An 18,721-nucleotide genomic window follows, 5' to 3' on the forward strand; every position below is an offset into this window, starting at 1 on the left:
CACGAATTACGATACCATTTTAACCGGAATGTCTCCTTTAGGAGAGTTTGAAAAATCCCACTTCCATGACGCTGTGGTTTGCGTGACAGGCACCATATCGATGCAGTCGACGGGGCAGGGATCTACACATAAGTCACAGCCGGTACATTCATCGGTGATAACCGTATGCATCTGTTTGGCGGCGCCGAGGATAGCATCAACAGGGCAGGCCTGAATGCACTTCGTACAGCCGATACATTCATCTTCTCGAATAAACGCAACTTTCTTAACGTCTTCCTCGCCATGTGCCTCGTCCAGAGGTTTGGGTTCTACCCCCATCAAGTCGGCCAGCTTTTTAATTGTGGCTTCGCCGCCAGGAGGGCATTTATTTATTTCATCACCATTGGCTATCGCTTCGGCATAAGGTCGGCACCCTGGATATCCACACTGGCCGCATTGGGTTTGAGGCAATACTTCATCAATTTGTTCGACAAGGGGGTCGCTTTCGACTTTAAACCGAATGCTTGCATAACCAAGGATCAGGCCAAACACTAGCGCGAGCGCACCAATTGCAATAAGACTCATGGTTATTGTCATCAGACTTTCACCAATCCACTGAATCCCATGAAGGCGAGCGACATCAGTCCCGCAGTGATCATGGCAATAGAAGCGCCTTTAAAAGAAACGGGGACGTCAGCTGCCGCGAGGCGCTCGCGCATGGCAGCAAAAAGAACCAGTACTAACGAGAATCCAAGCGCTGCACCAAAGCCATAAATCAGGCTTTCCATCAGTGTATGCTGTTCGGTCAGGTTCAGAAGTGCGACGCCCAACACTGCGCAATTAGTGGTAATTAACGGCAAAAAGATACCCAGCAAACGATACAGGGTAGGGCTGGTTTTGTGCACAACCATTTCAGTAAATTGCACGACCACGGCAATCACCAGAATAAATGCCAGTGTCCGAAGGTATCCAATACCGAGAGGCTGAAGCAGGTACGTTTCTACCAGGTAGCTGGACACGGAGGCAAGTGTCAGGACGAAGGTGGTCGCCATCGACATACCTATGGCTGTTTCCAGCTTTCCGGACACCCCCATAAAAGGACACAGCCCTAAAAACTTTACCAGCACGAAATTGTTGACCAGTACCGTGCCAATTAACAGTAAAAGAAAGTCAGTCATGAAACTGTCAGAGATCCTCTTTACGAAAAATTCATCCGGTAACGAATATCATCACCGGGTAATACACTTATTACATGGCGAAAGAGATTTGCCGTTGTTGCGCGCTTGCGTTCAACGCGGCTTTGATTTTTTCGTTGTTATTACAGGGCAGACATGAGTGTCGTTACAGACAAATGATAACGTATACGCCAGTCTGGCGTTCGCATTGTGCAACAAAGATTACTCAGCCCATCGCAAATGCTAGGTATTATCGCTTTTTAAGCCGCGATAAACAACTTGCTCAGAGCAGGGTTTTTCAGAAATTTCTTTGAGTTTGTAAGGAATTACATAAGAAGAGAGTAAGAGTGGCTCCCCCTCCCCGACTCGAACGGGGGACCTGCGGATTAACAGTCCGTCGCTCTAACCAACTGAGCTAAGGGGGAATCGTATCTCTTGTGTGTGAAAAGTTGGCTCCCCCTCCCCGACTCGAACGGGGGACCTGCGGATTAACAGTCCGTCGCTCTAACCAACTGAGCTAAGGGGGACCTGCTTTTCAACGGAGGCGAATATTAATGAGCATCGGTGTCGCTGTCAACAACCTTGCTAATATTTTTATTCTGATTGCACAAAAAATGTTGTTTTAATGTGTTTTAGTGCAAATTTGCATCAAATGCCTGAAAGTAATGCTTAAATAGTGAGCTGTGGCGCTAATCAGAGCCTCCGTTGCGATTAACTGGTGCAAAGGTAACCAGCAAAAAAACTTAAAACACAAATATAAGATTTAACGGGTTTGTTATATCAAAAAGCTATTAAAATCTCTTTGACTACTGGATGTAAAAACAGCCATTCATAAATGTGTAACCTGTACACGTCATACAGGAGGTTAGTCATCACTTACCTTTTTATTCGGTGAAATCGGACTAAATCGCGCCAATACTGGCTTTGGGCCACTTATCCACTAAAACTGTGGATAACTATGTTGATAGCTTAACTGGGCGGTCTGGTGAAGCGAGATCCCAGGAGTGTAAATCGTAATGGATCACTAATTATTGATACATTAAATTTATACTAATCAGTTGGTTACGATTTTTTGGAAGATCTTTTTTTGATCGCTTCAGGGATCTGTTGGACAAAGATTAGCTTGTGTGTTAATTCACCGACGCGTTGGCAAAAAATACGGGAGAATATAAAATTTCTCCTTGTGGCAACATTAAATTAACATTGCTGGAAAAAGTGCTGATTCCATGAACACTTAATTTTTATCGAAATGGTGTCTTTTAATTGCCACATGGCTGTCAGAAAACTGTCATCGGACTGTCACAGGGAAATATGGGGTATCTACTGATTAAACAGTGTTCAGAAATAGGTGTTTTTAGTAAATAACCCTGATGAATATTACCAAACGTATATTTAATAAAAGCTTAATGATAAAAGCCATGTGTTATTGATAATTATAAACATAATGTTGCTGGCTTCTGGAAAGCCGATGCAAACTTTATCCAATTTGCTACTACTGAATGGTTATTCACCACACGGATTGCGCCGTATCAGCGTCGGTTACCAGCTTCCTGAACATGAAGAATTGCAGTGTAATGTAGAATAAAGTTGTTCGATGACATGGCGAAGCGTGCAGGGGTCATTTAGACTAGTCAGGTTTTCGCCTCCGCCGACGGAAGGTGCAAAATAAATCTATTATCGCCCGTTGCCAAATCGCACACGACAGGCGTTCATATACAAAATAACACAGCCCTTTTTTTACACCGGGCGACAAGTCCATGTCGGTGAAACAAGACAAGTAGGTGAAAGTGACTATATCGCAGTCTCAAGAGCGCAAAAATAATCTGACATCCGGAGACATCGGAGCAACGCTGAAGCGAATGACCATACCCATGATTCTGGGCATGATCATGATGATGAGTTTTGGCTTAATTGATACTTTCTTTGTCAGTTTATTAGGTACCGACCAGCTCGCTGCGATCAGTTTTACGTTTCCGGTCACTTTTACCGTTATCAGCCTGAACATTGGCCTGGGTATTGGCACCTCAGCCATCATCGGGAAGCTCCAGGGAGCAGGCGAAATAAAAGAATCCCAACAGCATGCAACGGGGGCGTTGACGCTGTCCTTTCTGCTGGTAGGCGTATTGGCAATTTTGGGGTTTTTGTTTATAGAGCCGGTATTTCACTTACTTAATGCCACTGACAACCTGATGCCATATATTCGCGATTATATGGGAATATGGTACGCATCAAGCGTCTTTCTGGCGTTACCAATGGTCGGTAATAGCGTATTGCGAGCGTGCGGAGATACCCGCACACCCAGCATCATAATGGCCGCAGGTGGCGGTTTGAATGCTTTATTAGACCCGCTGTTTATCTTCGGATGGGGCCCGGTGCCCGCAATGGGTATTCAGGGGGCAGCCCTCGCTACATTTATCGCCTGGTTTGTCGGCGCTAGTTGGATCCTTTATTTACTCGCCATACAGAGAAAACTCATTTTACCGCGTCTGTTAACAATGCCCGAAATGAAAGCGAGTAGCCGCGATATCCTGCGGATCGGACTGCCTGCTGCAGGCGCAAACATGCTTACCCCTATCGCTGGCGGCGTGATGACCGCCGTGGTGGCCGGCTATGGTGCCGAAGCCGTTGCTGCCTGGGGGGTGGGTAACAGGATGGAGTCTATTGCCAGCATTGTTATACTGGCGCTGTCGATGACGTTGCCGCCATTTATAAGCCAAAATGTAGGGGCGAATAACTACAAGCGGGTGACTGACGCGTACAGCATTGCGCTGAAATTTATTTTACTCTGGCAACTGGCAGTGTTCTTAGTGATGTTTCTGCTTAGCTCCTGGATAGCCGCGGCATTTGCAAAGGAACAGGAAGTTGCAGAACTTATCAGGTTGTTTTTGATGATTGTGCCGCTTGGTTATGGCATGCAGGGCGTGATCATTCTTACAAACTCGTCGTTGAACGCCATGCATCGCCCGATGTCTGCATTAGTACTCAGTGTCATCCGCCTGTTTGTTTTTTTCGTACCTGTGAGTGTGGCAGGAAGCCTGCTTTTTGATTTACAGGGATTGTTCTGGGGAACCGTCGTAGCCAATATCTGTATGGCCTCGATATCATTTATTGTGTTCAGGCGCGCACTGGCACAGGAAAAATATGAGGAAGATGTAAAAGCATGACAAAAGGGTTTGAGCTGGTATCAAAGTACAAGCCGGCCGGCGATCAGCCTACCGCTATCCATTCACTGGTTGATGGCTTGGAGAGTGGCCTGGCGTGCCAGACGCTGCTAGGGGTAACCGGCTCAGGTAAAACCTTCACCATGGCTAATGTGATTCAGGAAGTGCAGCGTCCTACGCTCATTCTGGCTCACAACAAAACGCTGGCAGCTCAGCTGTACGGCGAAATGAAAGAGTTTTTTCCTAACAACGCGGTTGAATATTTCGTGTCTTATTACGACTATTATCAACCTGAAGCGTATGTGCCGAGTACCGATACGTTTATAGAAAAAGATGCATCGATTAACGACCACATCGAACAGATGCGGTTATCGGCTACCAAAGCGCTGATGGAGCGTCGTGACGTCGTCATCGTTGCCAGTGTGTCGGCAATATATGGTCTTGGCGATCCTGAATCCTATATGAAAATGCTGTTGCATTTGCGCCAGGGTGACACTATGGATCAGAGAGATATTCTGCGCCGTCTGGCCGAACTGCAATATAAACGTAACGACCTTGCCTTCGAGCGCGGTACGTTTCGTGTTCGCGGTGATGTGATTGATATTTTTCCCGCTGATGCAGAAAAGCAAGCGGTGAGGGTAGAGTTGTTTGATGATGAAATCGACAAGATATCCTTATTTGATCCGCTGACTGGCGCGGTAGATAAGTCTGTTGTCAGAACCACCGTCTTTCCGAAAACCCATTATGTTACCCCGCGTGAGAAAATTCTGGCAGCTATTGAAGAAATTAAAGAAGAGCTGAAAGACAGAAAAGCGCAGCTACAGGAAAGCAATAAACTGCTGGAGGACCAGCGCATCACACAGCGAACGCAGTTCGATATTGAAATGATGATGGAGCTGGGTTACTGCAACGGCATCGAGAATTACTCCCGCTATCTTTCTGGCAGAGCACCCGGTGAGCCGCCGCCAACCCTGCTGGATTATTTTCCGGCAGACGGATTGATGTTTATTGATGAGTCGCATGTGACTGTGTCACAGATAGGCGCAATGTACAAAGGTGACCGCTCACGCAAGGAAACCCTTGTAGAATATGGCTTCCGTCTGCCATCGGCACTGGACAACCGACCTTTAAAATTTGAGGAGTTCGAGCAAATCTGCCCGCAAACGGTCTATGTCTCAGCCACGCCTGGCAACTATGAGCTTGAAAGATGCGATGGCGATATTGTTGAACAGGTTGTGCGTCCTACCGGACTACTGGATCCGATAATAGAAGTGCGTCCCGTGGCCACTCAGGTCGATGATGTACTCTCAGAAATTAAGGCTAGGGTTGAGGTTGACGAGCGTGTGCTTATCACCACACTTACTAAACGTATGGCCGAAGATTTAAGTGAATATCTGAACGAGCACGGCGTGAATGTGCGTTATCTGCATTCGGATATCGACACAGTAGAGCGGATAGAAATTATCCGTGACTTGCGGCTGGGTAAATTCGATGTGCTGGTGGGAATTAACCTTTTGCGTGAAGGTCTTGATATGCCGGAAGTGTCTCTGGTGGCGATACTTGATGCCGACAAAGAAGGCTTCCTTCGCGCTGAGCGGTCATTGATTCAGACTATCGGGCGGGCCGCGCGACACATCAATGGTAAAGCGATCATGTATGGAGACACCATTACCAAGTCGATGCAAAAAGCCATTGATGAAACCGATCGCCGTCGTGAAAAACAGGAAGCCTACAATAAAGAGAATAACCTCTCACCTCAGCGTCTGGTGAAACCCATAACGGACATTATGGACATTGGTGACAGTGCACATCCGGCTTCTGGCAAAGTGCGTATGCGCAAAGTCGCTGAAAAGAAAAAATCGCAGCAGGCTGCCAGTGCAACTGATCTCATGGAAAGAATTGCCGAGTTGGAGAAGCAAATGTTTGAGCATGCCCGCGAGTTGGAATTCGAAAAAGCGGCGTCTATGCGAGACGACATTGAAGCGCTTCGAAAGCAGGTTGTCGAACTCTCTTAGCGTGTCACACCTCCTGACCTGAAACAACGGTGTCCGTGCTGTAAGTGCGGGCGCCAGCTTTCCTTTACCTGACGGTAGTCTCAACACAGCAGCCAGTTGGTAACTACCGCAAAATGCCTTTATTTTTGCTCCCGTAGTCTTCGTTTTACTTCCTGTCGGTATCTGACGTGATACCTCTGTGGAACGGGCAATGATGCAAACTCGCTGTACAAGACTAATAATCTTAAAAAATACCATTGTAATCGCAACAACAGTTGCCTATTATGCAAGCTTGAGTATCCATAACTATACCTATAACTGGTGCCTCCATGTTGAACCGACTGCAAGAATCCGACATTAAGCTTCTGCGTGTTTTTTATGCTGTTGCGAGTTGTAATGGTTTTACCGCTGCAGAACCTGTGCTGCGGATGCAACGGCCTAATATCAGTGCGGCAATCAAGAAGCTGGAAGAACGCCTTGACCTGGTGCTATGTCACCGGGGACGGGGTGGTTTCCAAATGACCAAAGAAGGTGAGGTGGTATTTCAGGAAACGAAGCGTATCTTTAATGCTTTCGATAACTTTGTGTTTAACCTGAAATCACTTCACGATGATTACTCGGGCCATATCACTTTGGTGATGATGGCAGGGTTACCGCTTTCCATGCATCTTGCAATCAGTAAAGCGGTGAAAAGCACGATGAAAAAATTCGACGATATTCATGTGAATATTCAGTCCCGACTTTACAACGAAGTTGAGCATGTCGCGCTGTCAGGGGAATGTCACCTGGTGGTTTCAACCTACGATATGGTGAAACCCGAGTCGGTAACCTTTCATCCTATCGGCATCGAGTGTGAAGGACGTCTTTATTGTGCGCCGACCCATCCGTTGGCGAAATATCGTGATACATCGCTACCTGATGATGTGAAAATAGAAGATTATCCGGCTATTGGTATTTCCGGGCTATCATCAGCCAACTACATCGAGGGCGATCGTCGGCTGGCGATTCAGACGTTCTCTGACTCCTATGACGCGGCGATGTCAGCGATGATGACCGGGGAGTATGTCGCGCTGTTGCCTGATTACATGGCGAGAGAGCAGGGTGCCAGCCTTGGGCTTGTTCCTATCGCTCAGGGCTCGCTGTTTAATTTCAGCCACGAACTGTTTGTCATGAACGGTAAAAATACCCGCTTAAACCCGGTATTGCGCCACTGCATCAAAGAACTTTCCTACTTCATTTCCGAAAGTCAGAAATAAGTTCAGTAAGGCATAAGAAAGCACGTTTTCCGTAAGGGAAACGCGCTTTTTGGTTTTTAGGAAAACGGATATCCGGGGAATGTGTTCCTGCGTTGCCTGCGAGCACCTGCACCGCAATCTCAGCAATTTTTATTCGTATTCCAGTGGGTCAGTTACGCCGTTGTCTCTGAATGCCTCCAGCCTTTCCTGACAAGCCCCGCATTTTCCACAAGCTTTATCTCTGCCGTTGTAACATGTCCAGGTCAAACTGTAATCCAGCCCCATCTTCAGGCCGTCGGTTAAAATCGCGGTTTTACTCTCTTTGAGATAGGGGGTGACAATTTCTACCGGCGTGTAATTGGCAATATTGCACACGATATTCATTTTTTCCACGAACTCAGGACGACAGTCAGGATAAATCGCATGATCCCCGCTATGTGCACCGTAATACACTTTTTCCGCTTCCATGCTAACGGCATAGCCAACGGCCATGGAAAGTAAGATCATATTGCGGTTGGGCACGACGGTTTGTTTCATGCTGGGTTCTTCATAATGCCCTTCAGGAACATCGATATCCGAAGTCAGCGAGGAGCCGCCAATCAACGTGTTAATGGCGGATATATCTACCACTTTGTGAGACACGCCCAGCGTTTTACACACTGCCGCCGCATAGTCGATTTCTTTTTTGTGGCGCTGTCCATAGTCAAATGTGAGGGCGTGAGGCGTCTTGCCATCACGAAGTGCGCGGTGCAGAACAGTAAACGAATCCATTCCACCGGAGTAAATAACAACAACGTTTTCAGACATGGTGAGGTAAAGTTACGAAATTATCCCGGAATTTTATGTGATCCTTGGTAAAATCCCAACATGCAATTGCAACAGGAATCATGTGTGAGTCACTACACTACACTCAAAATTAACGAAATGTTTGAAACTATCCAGGGGGAAGGCGCGCATACTGGTATCCCTTCGGTGTTTGTTCGACTTCAGGGCTGCCCGGTGGGCTGCCCCTGGTGTGACACCAAACATACCTGGACACTGGATACAGCCCACCTTATTGAGGCCACAGACGTCCTTGCCAAAACCGTAGAAAGTGAAACGCATTTTGAAACGGACGCTGAAGGTCTGCTGACGCTGTTTGAAGAAGAGGGCTATGTGGCCCGTCACGTAGTTATCACCGGTGGTGAGCCATGTATGTACGACCTGGAGGCATTGACGACGCTGCTTCATCAACAGGGTTTTAGCACGCAAATTGAAACCAGTGGCACGTACGAAGTGAAATGCCATGCTGATACCTGGGTAACGGTGTCGCCTAAAGTGAACATGAAAGGCGGCTATGAGGTGCTGACTTCGGCGTTATTAAGAGCGAACGAAATCAAGCACCCGGTAGCGATGGAGAAACATATTGAGGAGCTGGACGCACTGCTGGCCAGACTGCCACAGGGGCATAATGTTGGGGTATGCCTGCAACCAATCAGTCAGCAAAAACGGGCCACGGCGCTGGCAGTGGAAACTTGTATCCAGCGCAACTGGCGTTTATCGTTACAAACGCATAAGTTTATCGGTATAGAATAATAATTAAGGACATACCATGACAATTGAAGTCAACGCGTTTCTCTCCTCGATGGCGGAAGCGGTAGAATTCGGGCGTGAGCAACAGCTTCAGGCACTGTTTTCCCAACCAGCGGTATTTGTCACCGAAGGCGAAAAGCAGGTATGTATGACAGAAGAGTCGATTCGGGATAAGCTCAGCAAGTTTATTCAAATCGCAGTGGAAAACGAATGTTACCGGTTGAGCTTTGAAATCCTGCAACTGATGACGCTGGCTGAGGGCACCTATTTTGCGCAGGTGAACTGGCAGTGGTTGGATCATCATGGCACGGTTGCGCGTGAACGGGTAAGTGCGTTTACGCTGCACGGTAACGATGATGAGATGTCTATAGTGGTCTGCGTACTCGATGCTGCCCGGATCACCACTGAGGAGATAACAGTATCATGAGGTGGGTTTCTGCAGCGATACTGTTCTTGCTTAGCGCGCCGGTGACTGCGGCGATGTGGACGATTACGTACCCCAGACCTCTTAGTGAGGCTGATATGCGTGATGAGTATCCACGGGCGCTCCTGACTCTGGCTCTGGAAAAAACCGGCGTTAAATACACGCTGCTGCCATCTGAGCGAATTTTGTTACAGGGCAAGGCACTTCGTCAGCTAAGAGAGAACCGGGAAGTGAACGTAGTCTGGAGTATGACAGACTCACAGCGTGAAAAAGATTTGCTGCCCATTCGTATTCCAATTGCAAAAGGCTTAATCGGGCTGCGTGTCTTTCTGATAAATCAACAGAAGCGTTCTGCGTTTGCTGCCGTTTCTTCACAGCAGGACTTAATTTCTCTTGCACCTATTCAGGGAGAAGAATGGCCGGATACAAAAATACTGCAGGCAAATGGGTTTAACGTATTGACGGTGCCTGATTATCCGGAAGCATTCTCTATGCTTAATCAGAATCGGGGCGATTTTTTTCCGCGTTCTGTGATTGAGGTAATCAACGAGCTGGAAGAGGCGGATCGAAACCCGGACATTATGTTAGAACCTGATCTTGCCATTTACTATCCCACGGCGATGTACTTTTTCGTCAATCGGGGGGATACCACACTGGCGCGGCTAATTGAAACCGGGTTACGCAGAGCGCTTGAAGATGGCTCTTTTGATGCGTTGTTTATGTCGACTCATGAAGAGATGCTGAATCGTTTGAATATCCCGCAGCGCAAAATCTTTAAGATGGATAACCCATTGTTGCCTGAGAATACGCCACTGAATAATCCTGAACTATGGATCGATCTGGAAGAGCTACAAAACTGATTTGCTTTACCCTTTTTCCGGAAATTTTCAATCGCGCTGTAATATTTTGCTCTCTAGCTGGACTACAGTAAGTGACACCACAATAAGGATGTCATTTGTCGGGCAAGGGAAAGCGTTCTGTAAGCTTTCAGCCAGCCCTTTACTACCGTTACCAGTTGGGGAAACACAATGGAAATTTTGACTTACTTTGAACAGTTAAGCGGCATTCAATGGGTCGCAGGGATTACACTGTTATTTGTGGTGTGGTTCTTACCCGCGATCCTCGCATTCTTTTTTAACCGGAAACAGCTTCGAATTATCGCAGTAGCGTGCGTGCCTGCCGGATTCTCAATTATCGCATGGAGTGGATTGATGTTGTGGGCCGTAACCGGAAATGCGCTAAATCGTTTCCGACGGGTAAAAGCATGACGCATACCTGTTGCTGGCACATGGCATTGCCACCAGGTCTGACGTACTTTTAGCGGGTAGAAGGTAAAGTTGTAAGCCGATTTGCAAAGAACGAAAGCCAGGGTGTCGTGAGAGGCTAGGTTAGGGTCAACAATGTCAGGCTATCATTACCCTTACAGGCAGCATCGCAGAAATTAACTGTGCAATTGCACAGATGCCAATTTCGTGACCAGAGTAAACTGAAAAACGCGGCATGAAGCCGCGTTTTTCAGTTCAGATACCGCTAGCGGTTAGCTTTTCCCCGAATGAACGCCTTTCATCGAACGTCCTGAGGGATCAGCATTGGCTTTAAAACTTTCATCCCACTCAAGTGCTTCGGCCGTACTACAAGCTATTGATTTACCACCAGGCACGCAGCGCGCTGCGCTTTCCTGAGGGAAGTAACCTTCGAAGATGGTGCGATAGTAGTAGCCTTCTTTGGTATCCGGCGTATTTACCGGAAAGCGGAACTCTGCCGTTGCCAGTTGTTGATCGCTCACTTCGCCAGCAACAAAATCGCGTATTGAATCAATCCAGGAATAGCCAACGCCATCACCAAACTGCTCTTTCTGACGCCACAACACCTCTTCCGGCAAGGTTGTGCCGTTGTCGAAGGCTTTGCGCAGGATCCATTTCTCCATACGGCCATCAATACACATTTTATCTTGCGGGTTCAGACGCATGGCCACATCGATAAACTTTTTATCAAGAAACGGCACGCGTGCTTCTACGCCCCATGCAGAGGTTGCTTTATTGGCGCGAGCGCAGTCGAACATGTGCAAACGGTCTAGTTTACGCACGGTCTCCTCATGGAATTCTTTTGCATTCGGAGCTTTATGGAAATACAGGTAGCCACCAAAGATTTCATCAGAGCCTTCACCACTTAACACCATCTTGATACCCATGGCTTTGATTTTACGCGTCATCAGATACATGGGCGTGGCGGCGCGAATGGTTGTAGTGTCGTAGGTTTCCAGATGGAATATCACATCGCGAATGGCATCCAGGCCTTCCTGAATAGTGAAATGAATTTCGTGATGCACGGTGCCAATCATATCTGCCACCTGTTTTGCTGCTTTCAGATCCGGTGCACCTTCAAGGCCCACTGCAAAACTGTGCAAACGAGGCCACCAGGCGTCGGACTTATCTTCATCCTCTACACGCTTAGCAACGTATTGTGCTGCTACGGCCGACACCAGCGACGAATCGAGTCCTCCCGAGAGTAAAACCGCATACGGGACATCGGACATCAGATGCGATTTCACGGCTTTCTCGAAAGCTTCGCGCAACTCATCCAGGTTACTTTCGTTGTCTTTGACGTTGTCATAACTCATCCAGTCACGCTGATAATACTTGGTGACTTTACCGTGCTTGCTCCACAGGTAATGGCCTGGGGGAAACTCGCTGATGGTTTTACAAATAGGCGCCAGGGCTTTCATTTCTGAGGCGACATAAAAGTTACCATGCTCGTCGTAACCGGTGTATAGCGGAATAATACCGATATGATCGCGGGCAATCAGGTAGGCGTCTTCTTTTTCATCATAAAGCACAAATGCAAACATGCCCTCAAGTTCGTCAATAAACTCTACGCCTCGCTGCTGAAACAGCGGCAGAATGACTTCGCAGTCAGAGCGGGTTTTAAACGTGTAAGGCTGCGCCAGATTCTTGGCCAGTTGCTTATGATTGTAGATCTCACCGTTGACCGCCAGAATACATTGGCCGTCCTGGCTGATGAGAGGTTGGGCACCTGTGTCCACGTCGACAATCGCCAGTCGTTCGTGGCACAGGATGGTATTGTCATTATTCCAGATACCCGACCAGTCTGGGCCGCGATGACGCAGCAGTTTTGTTAAATCTAACGCTTGGGTTCTGAGTTCAGACACATCGGTCTTGATATCCAGGATACCGAAAATACCACACATAAAACGGGTTCTCTCTTATCACTTGTTGAAAATAGGCGTTTTTTCTGTCGGATCTCTGTATGAGATAGCGGTGGTTTCTTATTGTTTGTCCAGAGAAGATGCGAATAGGGCTTTGATGTTGTTCCCCACTGCTTTGGGACGATATCTTTCAGGTGACCATAAGTACTGACGTGAATCCGGTTACGTTATTACCTGGTCAGGCTGCCTGGCTGACGATAGCAATATTCGCATCTTCTCTGGCTTCACTCGCGTGTCTTTGAATGTGCCAGTATGAGGAAAAATTGCAAGTGTATTCTGATGCCTTTTTGGAATTACTCATCTCTTACCGGTTGCACAGAAAACTGAGTGACTGCGACGGGACTGAATTTTATGCGTAAGACGAAAACAAACGTTAAGCCAGCTATCTGTAAATTGCATACAGAAATGCATTCAGGACGATGAAGAAATACAGTGATTCATTCTGGACGATAAAAACAGACTGCCAAAAAAAAGGCCAGCATATTGCTGGCCATGGTGCGAGAGTGCTTACTGACGCTGAAATTCACTTGAGGCTTTCCAGGCAGGCCACTCGTCAGCATTGGCAACCTGGTAACCTACGTCAAATAACATTTGCGTATCCTGAGCGATACCGCTTAAATCCCACGTATCACGGTACTGATCACACACCTGATGGTAACAACCGGTAACGATAACGTTCATGCGTTTACGGTACGCAGCGGTTTCTGCATCAGCAGGCTCACTACCGCCTTCAGCATACAGCGCCGGTACGCCTTTTTTCGCAAAGCTGAAATGATCAGAGCGATAGTAGTAACCTGCTTCAGGACGATCTTCCTGGGTTAAAGTGCGTCCCTGACGCTGCGCGGCAACTTCAAGATTGTCTTCCAGGTCGCTCTTGCCCATACCCACAACCGCAACATCTTTGGTTTTCCCCAAAATATTCATTGCATCCATGTTGATGTTGGCAACCGTTTTATCCAAAGGAATAACTGGATTATCAGCATAATACTTTGACCCAAGCAGACCTTGCTCTTCTGCGGTAACGATCAGGAAGCTGACTGAGCGTTTCGGAGCAGGACTCAGTTTTCCGAAGGCGCGCGCCATTACCACTGAGGCTGCGGTGCCCGTCGCATTGTCGTGTGCACCGTTGTATATCTGATCGCCTTCTTTGGTGTCATCTTTGCCCAGATGGTCCCAGTGAGAGGTGTAAATGATATGCTCATCAGGGCGCTCGCTACCGGGAAGCGTAGCAATTACATTATAACTTTTTGATTTTTCGAACTTATTGTTCACGGTGACAGAGGCTGCTATATCCATTGCCTGAGAGTAGGGGCCTTGCATCGCCTTTTGCTTCTCTGCGTAGAAGTCCAGACCCGCATCTGCAAATACCTTTTGTGCAGCTTCCAGCGTTAGCCAGCCCTCTACTGCTACACGGCTTGCCCCGCCATCGTCACTGACCAGACCATATTGCGGGCCGCTCCAGCTGTTCGCCACCACCGACCAGCCGTAGCTTGCCGGAGCAGTTTCGTGCACGATAAGTGCGCCAGCTGCGCCCTGGCGGCTCGCCTCTTCGTACTTGTAACTCCAGCGCCCGTAATAGGTCATGGTGGTGCCCTGAAATTTGCCACTGTCCGGGTTTTCAAAGCCTGGGTCGTTGACCAGAATAACGACAGTTTTACCTTCAACATCAAGTCCTTCGTAGTCATTCCACTCGTATTCAGGGGCGTTTACGCCGTAACCTACGAACACGAGTTCGGAATCGGTCAGGCTAATAGAATCCTGTTCACGCTTTGATGAAGCCACCATGTCTTCTTTATAGGCAAATTCATTGTCGCCAATGGTCATGGTCATGTCGGGATCAGCGGTAATTTCCATGAGTGCGACTTCCTGCAGGAAGCTATCGCCGTTACCCGGCTGCATGCCAGCGGCTTTAAATTCCTTAACCAGAAAATCCAGTGTTTTCTTTTCGCCGGCAGTGGTAGGCAGACGCCCTTCAAATTCATCAGATGCCAGTGTCATTAAGGGTGGGCGGATGTCGTCGGCTGAAATGCTGGCGTACACCTCATCGAAGTTACTTTTTTCCGGCGCAACCGGTGTCTGGCTTTGTTTGTCCTCAGATGGAGAACATCCGGCAAGTGCGAAGACCGCAGATGTCGCCAAAGGCAAAAGAATTTTTTTCATTGTTAGTCTCTGTTTGCTCTGAAATTATCAACCAGTATAGAGAATTACTATGGCCGAACCAATAGGACCAACTCGTTATCTGCGATGTTCATCGTGCAAACAGGAGCGGCTTTTTCTCTGTACACGCATTTATGGTGTCGCTAAACAGAAATGTGTGGCAACAGTGCGCATTCAAAAATCCAGCTTCTATTGGCTTTTTTTGCTGGAAACCGTAGGATCCGCCGACATTACAGCAACCGTTGAAGGTATTGGAATGACAGTGAGTACGCCCGTGTGGCGATCCGTGGCGAATGGTGCCAATGTGGCGCCAGCGGTGACGCAATGCCTGCGTGAAGCGGGCCTGCTGACTTGTGAAGCGTTTCCGGATGCGGCGAGGTTGAACCGGGCGGCAAAAGCCCTGTACGGCACCTGGGAAGGACCTGAATTTCGCGGGCAGGCTACGTTTTTTGCCAATGATGGTCGCTACTATGAAGAAATTATTAATCAGGATTCTGTGGTTCCGACGCGGGAAAATAACTGGCACGACTTGTTTAATGCCTGTATCTGGATGCAGTTTCCCCATACTAAACAACGACTAAATCAGCTTCATGTTGATGACATTAATAGCGTGGGATTACACCCGCGCACAGCGCGTCGAAATCGTCTGACACACTTTGACGAATGTGGTGTGGTACTTGTCGTTGAAGATGAGCACAGAGACGTGGCTAACACGTTACTTGGCGCGCTGGCCTCCCATGCATGGGAGGAAGTATTGTGGCACCAACGTGCGTTATGGAGCAGCACCATTCAGCCCTATATGTTTGGCCACGCTAATCTGGAAATGATGCTGTCACCTTTTATCGGTTTAACCGGAAAGTGGCTGGCGGTTTGCGTACCTGACGGGTTTTCATCGTTACCGGTGGTTGAAAAGTGGAAGGTGGTAGATGCGGCGCTGGTAGCCCGCCTTGACGCACTGGATAACTTCCAGCCACAGCATATTTTACGCCCGTTACCGCTACTGGGCATTCCGGGTTGGTGGCACGAACAAACGATGGCGTTTTATCAGAACAAAGACTATTTTCGCCCGCAGCGAAACGGTGTGCCGCGGACGATTCAGCTGCCGCTATAATTACAGCAGAATAACGACAATCCAGATTGTCCAGATAACGGCCCAGGGCGCCACGGCGATAACAGCCGCTTTTTTGGTGGAAAAGTTCGTCCATTGACTTATCCCAACGGCAGTGAGGTAAATACCCCAAAAAGAATCCAGACGGATAGACTGTAAAAAAGCGAACCAGTCGGATGACATTTCTGTTCCTATCCAATAACCCAGTGATAAGGGGAATACGATAGACGGGTTTATCTGTCTACCGTCAGAAAGAACCAGCAGCACAACGGCAATGAGCGCGCTGATGACAATCGGCATGCCTACCCACCAGGTAAAGCCGTACCAGTCAGTATAACCGTTGGCATTATCTTCATCGCCACGGGTAGCGATATTCAGATAAGCTGCGACGATGGCATTTATCACGATAACGCCAACGAAGGTGCCAATTACGGTGAAGGTGGTCATGCTGGTGCGCGTCATGTTTTGCTTCTGAGCTTCCACTTCTGCCGGGCTTAACTGACCGTACTGAGCATTGATGACAAGGTCCTGGTACCAGTTGATATCGATGACGCTGATATAAAGATAATTAGGAAGGATTGCCATAATCACGACAATCAGAAACGGCAGCCACGACCAGTTGCTTTTTTCGTTTATGGCGTTAAAGACGCCATTTGGACGAAAGAATATGTCATTACAGGCCTGAAGCGGGTTAGTGACGTTGTGCATCCTATGCTCCTTATGATTGATGCTTGTTATATTTTGGCGTCTTGAAATGAAAGTGCATTGATAGCGCGTATAGCACAAGGCCGGTATTTTAATTCAGATACGTTTGCAAAGTATACCTGCACTGTTGTTCAGGTGAAGCACTGGAGCTGCGGTTTTTCGGCAAGTTCGTAACCAAATGTGTCGAAAAGCTATCATCGTAGCTTTTCGACAATATGTGATGGATAGCCGCGTTTTACGCCAGGTGTCTATTGCAAATAAGTGTAATTTAACAGCAAGAGTACAATGCTGCTGTAGACTATAGATATCGGCAATCCCACCTTAATAAAGTCACTGAAACGGTAATTAGCGGCATTGAAAACAAGCAGGTTGGTCTGATACCCGTAGGGCGAAATAAAGCTGGCACTGGCGGCAAACGCAACAGCAAGCGCAAAAGGCATCAACGGGGCGCCAATAATTCCCACCAGGCCGTAAGCGAAAGGAAACATTAACGCTGCGGCGGCGTTGTTTGTTACAAACTCAGTTAGCACCAACGTACTTAAATATACCACCACCAGCGCCATAAACCAGTTAGTGTCCGCGAGATAGGGCATCAGGCTTGACGTCGTCATGGTAATCACGCCCGCGTTCTCCAGTGCTGTCGCCAGGCTGAGTGCACCAACAATTACGACAATCAGGTTCAGCGGCAGGTTACGTTTGATTTCGCCATTGGTCGCCACTTTAGCGCCAAGCAGTACGGCAGCAAAAAACAGCAGGCCTATTGCAAGTGAGAGTAAATCCATCGCAGCCAGCGCGACAGTGACGAGAAAGCCACCTAATGTAACCCATTCCTGTTTAAGACTAAGTGGGCGGGAAATCTTCTGCTCTGACAGAATAAAGAAGTTCTTTGCCAGGTTCTTTCTGGTCGTAAAGTCAGGGCCGGCTGCTAATAACATAAAATCACCGGCCTGCAATTTAATTTCGCCAAGCTTACCGGAAAGCTGTTCACCGTCTCGACGAATAGCAACTACTGCCGCGTCAAACAGTGCACGAAAGCCCAGGGCTTTAATGGTCTGGCCGATAATCTGAGCCCGGTTGGCTACAATCACTTCTGTCAGGTTTTCCCGCAAAATGCCATCGGCTTCAGCAAAGGTTGTTAGTCCTTTAATATGGCTAAGGTTATCCAGTTTTTGCACATTGCCTGAAAAGATAAGTTTATCGCCTTCGAGGATAACCAGTTCCGGCGACACCGGTGTAATGAGTTGACCATCGCGGATCACCTCCACCAGGAACAGCTCAGGCAGGTTCCGTAAGTGATTCTCTTCAATGGTTTTGCCAATCAGTTCTGAGCCACCTTCGACTTCAGCTTCCACGATATAAGCGCGATAGTCTCCGCCTTTGTGGGCAATAGATGGCAATAAAGGAGACAACGCGAACATCACGAGGCCACATGTCAGGCCCGCTACCATGCCATACAGCGTAAAGTCCCAGAAGTTAAAGCCCGGGTGTCCATGCTCCTGTAAAAAGCTGTCGACAATCAGGTTTGTGGAGGTACCAATAAGCGTAACCGTACCGCCAAGGATTGCGGCGTAGGATAGGGGGATGAGTAGTCTTGAGGCCGGGTAATACTGATTTTGTTTCACCGGCCCGATTAGACTGGCTACGATAGCGGTGTTGTTTAACAGGGCCGAAGAAAAGAAGGTTAATCCGAACAGACGCCAGTAAGAGGCAGAATAGCTTGAAGTGACAAGCTTTCTGCCCAGGCGTTTGATAAGGGCGGTTTTATCAATGGCACTGCTGACAATCAGCAGCAGTACCAACGTGATAAGTCCCTTATTTGTCAGGTTTTGCAGGACATCGTCAAAAGTAATTTGCTGGGTGACGAGTAAACCCAGTACCGCCAACGCAAATATTGATGCCGGGCGCCGTTTTGTGAAAATCAGCGCAGCAATGGTGCCGAAGAAAATTCCCAACACCATCAACTGGTTTAACGCCATATTGTCCTG

General features: G+C 48.0%; 15 protein-coding genes and 2 tRNA genes. 8 read left to right on the top strand and 9 right to left on the bottom strand.

Translation table 11 applies throughout. The features are described from left to right. Nucleotides 1-6: 6 nt before the first annotated feature. The 4 genes from rsxB to ACLBLI_RS06270 all read right to left on the bottom strand — a co-directional run bounded on the left by rsxB (nt 7) and on the right by ACLBLI_RS06270 (nt 1,681). Nucleotides 7-576, bottom strand: coding sequence for an electron transport complex subunit RsxB (rsxB, locus tag ACLBLI_RS06255; RefSeq protein WP_414830260.1), 570 nt, complete (start codon nt 574-576; stop codon nt 7-9). Then, nucleotides 576-1,157 (bottom strand): electron transport complex subunit RsxA, encoded by a 582-nt coding sequence (rsxA, locus tag ACLBLI_RS06260; RefSeq protein WP_218313197.1) that lies wholly within the window; start codon nt 1,155-1,157, stop codon nt 576-578. The genes rsxB and rsxA overlap by 1 nt, the downstream gene beginning before the upstream one ends. Nucleotides 1,158-1,502: 345 nt before the next feature. Further along, nucleotides 1,503-1,579, bottom strand: a tRNA-Asn gene (locus ACLBLI_RS06265). 25 nt (nt 1,580-1,604) lie between these two features. Continuing rightward, nucleotides 1,605-1,681 (bottom strand) — tRNA-Asn (locus tag ACLBLI_RS06270). Nucleotides 1,682-3,025: 1,344 nt separating this feature from the next. Here ACLBLI_RS06270 and ACLBLI_RS06275 point away from each other — a divergent pair. The 3 genes from ACLBLI_RS06275 (at nt 3,026) to ACLBLI_RS06285 (ending at nt 7,565) form a co-directional block, all read left to right on the top strand. Beyond that, nucleotides 3,026-4,318: an MATE family efflux transporter gene (locus ACLBLI_RS06275; protein WP_414830922.1), complete on the top strand. Its 1,293-nt coding sequence runs from the start codon at nt 3,026-3,028 to the stop codon at nt 4,316-4,318. Further along, the gene (gene uvrB, locus ACLBLI_RS06280; RefSeq protein ID WP_414830261.1) at nt 4,315-6,330 is read left to right on the top strand and encodes an excinuclease ABC subunit UvrB; all 2,016 of its coding nucleotides are present in this window, start codon (nt 4,315-4,317) and stop codon (nt 6,328-6,330) included. Before ACLBLI_RS06275 ends, uvrB begins: the two co-directional genes overlap by 4 nt. A 308-nt stretch (nt 6,331-6,638) precedes the next feature. Next, entirely contained in the window at nt 6,639-7,565 is a 927-nt protein-coding gene (locus tag ACLBLI_RS06285) for a LysR family transcriptional regulator (protein WP_414830262.1), read from the top strand. A gap of 129 nt (nt 7,566-7,694) precedes the next feature. Here the strand turns inward: ACLBLI_RS06285 and queC are convergent, their stop codons facing one another. Next, nucleotides 7,695-8,351: a 7-cyano-7-deazaguanine synthase QueC gene (gene queC / locus ACLBLI_RS06290; protein ID WP_414830263.1), complete on the bottom strand. Its 657-nt coding sequence runs from the start codon at nt 8,349-8,351 to the stop codon at nt 7,695-7,697. Nucleotides 8,352-8,411: 60 nt separating this feature from the next. Between queC and queE the strand changes: the two genes are divergently transcribed. The 4 genes from queE to ACLBLI_RS06310 all read left to right on the top strand — a co-directional run bounded on the left by queE (nt 8,412) and on the right by ACLBLI_RS06310 (nt 10,808). Then, nucleotides 8,412-9,119 carry a 7-carboxy-7-deazaguanine synthase QueE gene (gene queE, locus ACLBLI_RS06295; protein ID WP_414830264.1) on the top strand — a complete coding sequence of 236 codons (708 nt, stop codon included), beginning with the start codon at nt 8,412-8,414 and terminating at the stop codon, nt 9,117-9,119. 16 nt (nt 9,120-9,135) lie between these two features. Then, the gene (locus ACLBLI_RS06300) at nt 9,136-9,543 is read left to right on the top strand and encodes a hypothetical protein (RefSeq protein ID WP_414830265.1); all 408 of its coding nucleotides are present in this window, start codon (nt 9,136-9,138) and stop codon (nt 9,541-9,543) included. Next, nucleotides 9,540-10,400 (top strand): amino acid ABC transporter substrate-binding protein, encoded by an 861-nt coding sequence (locus ACLBLI_RS06305; RefSeq protein WP_414830266.1) that lies wholly within the window; start codon nt 9,540-9,542, stop codon nt 10,398-10,400. The genes ACLBLI_RS06300 and ACLBLI_RS06305 overlap by 4 nt, the downstream gene beginning before the upstream one ends. 168 nt (nt 10,401-10,568) lie before the next feature. After that, nucleotides 10,569-10,808: a superinfection immunity protein gene (locus ACLBLI_RS06310; protein ID WP_414830267.1), complete on the top strand. Its 240-nt coding sequence runs from the start codon at nt 10,569-10,571 to the stop codon at nt 10,806-10,808. Nucleotides 10,809-11,077: 269 nt separating this feature from the next. On the opposite strand, the gene asnB is transcribed toward ACLBLI_RS06310, so the two are convergent. After that, the gene (gene asnB, locus ACLBLI_RS06315) at nt 11,078-12,748 is read right to left on the bottom strand and encodes an asparagine synthase B (RefSeq protein ID WP_414830268.1); all 1,671 of its coding nucleotides are present in this window, start codon (nt 12,746-12,748) and stop codon (nt 11,078-11,080) included. A gap of 525 nt (nt 12,749-13,273) precedes the next feature. Beyond that, nucleotides 13,274-14,926 (bottom strand): M28 family peptidase, encoded by a 1,653-nt coding sequence (locus ACLBLI_RS06320; protein WP_414830269.1) that lies wholly within the window; start codon nt 14,924-14,926, stop codon nt 13,274-13,276. A gap of 154 nt (nt 14,927-15,080) precedes the next feature. Here ACLBLI_RS06320 and ACLBLI_RS06325 point away from each other — a divergent pair, with 154 nt between their 5' ends. After that, a complete protein-coding gene (locus tag ACLBLI_RS06325) occupies nt 15,081-16,034 on the top strand; it encodes a DUF3025 domain-containing protein (RefSeq protein WP_414830270.1) in 954 nt (317 codons plus the stop codon). Here the strand turns inward: ACLBLI_RS06325 and ACLBLI_RS06330 are convergent, their stop codons facing one another. Both ACLBLI_RS06330 and ACLBLI_RS06335 read right to left on the bottom strand, forming a co-directional pair. Next, the gene (locus tag ACLBLI_RS06330) at nt 16,035-16,739 is read right to left on the bottom strand and encodes a Yip1 family protein (protein ID WP_414830271.1); all 705 of its coding nucleotides are present in this window, start codon (nt 16,737-16,739) and stop codon (nt 16,035-16,037) included. 245 nt (nt 16,740-16,984) lie between these two features. Beyond that, a complete protein-coding gene (locus ACLBLI_RS06335) occupies nt 16,985-18,712 on the bottom strand; it encodes an SLC13 family permease (RefSeq protein ID WP_414830272.1) in 1,728 nt (575 codons plus the stop codon). Nucleotides 18,713-18,721 lie beyond the last annotated feature (9 nt).

It is taken from the genome of Alteromonas sp. H39, from assembly GCF_047556435.1.
Classification (GTDB): domain Bacteria; phylum Pseudomonadota; class Gammaproteobacteria; order Enterobacterales; family Alteromonadaceae; genus Alteromonas.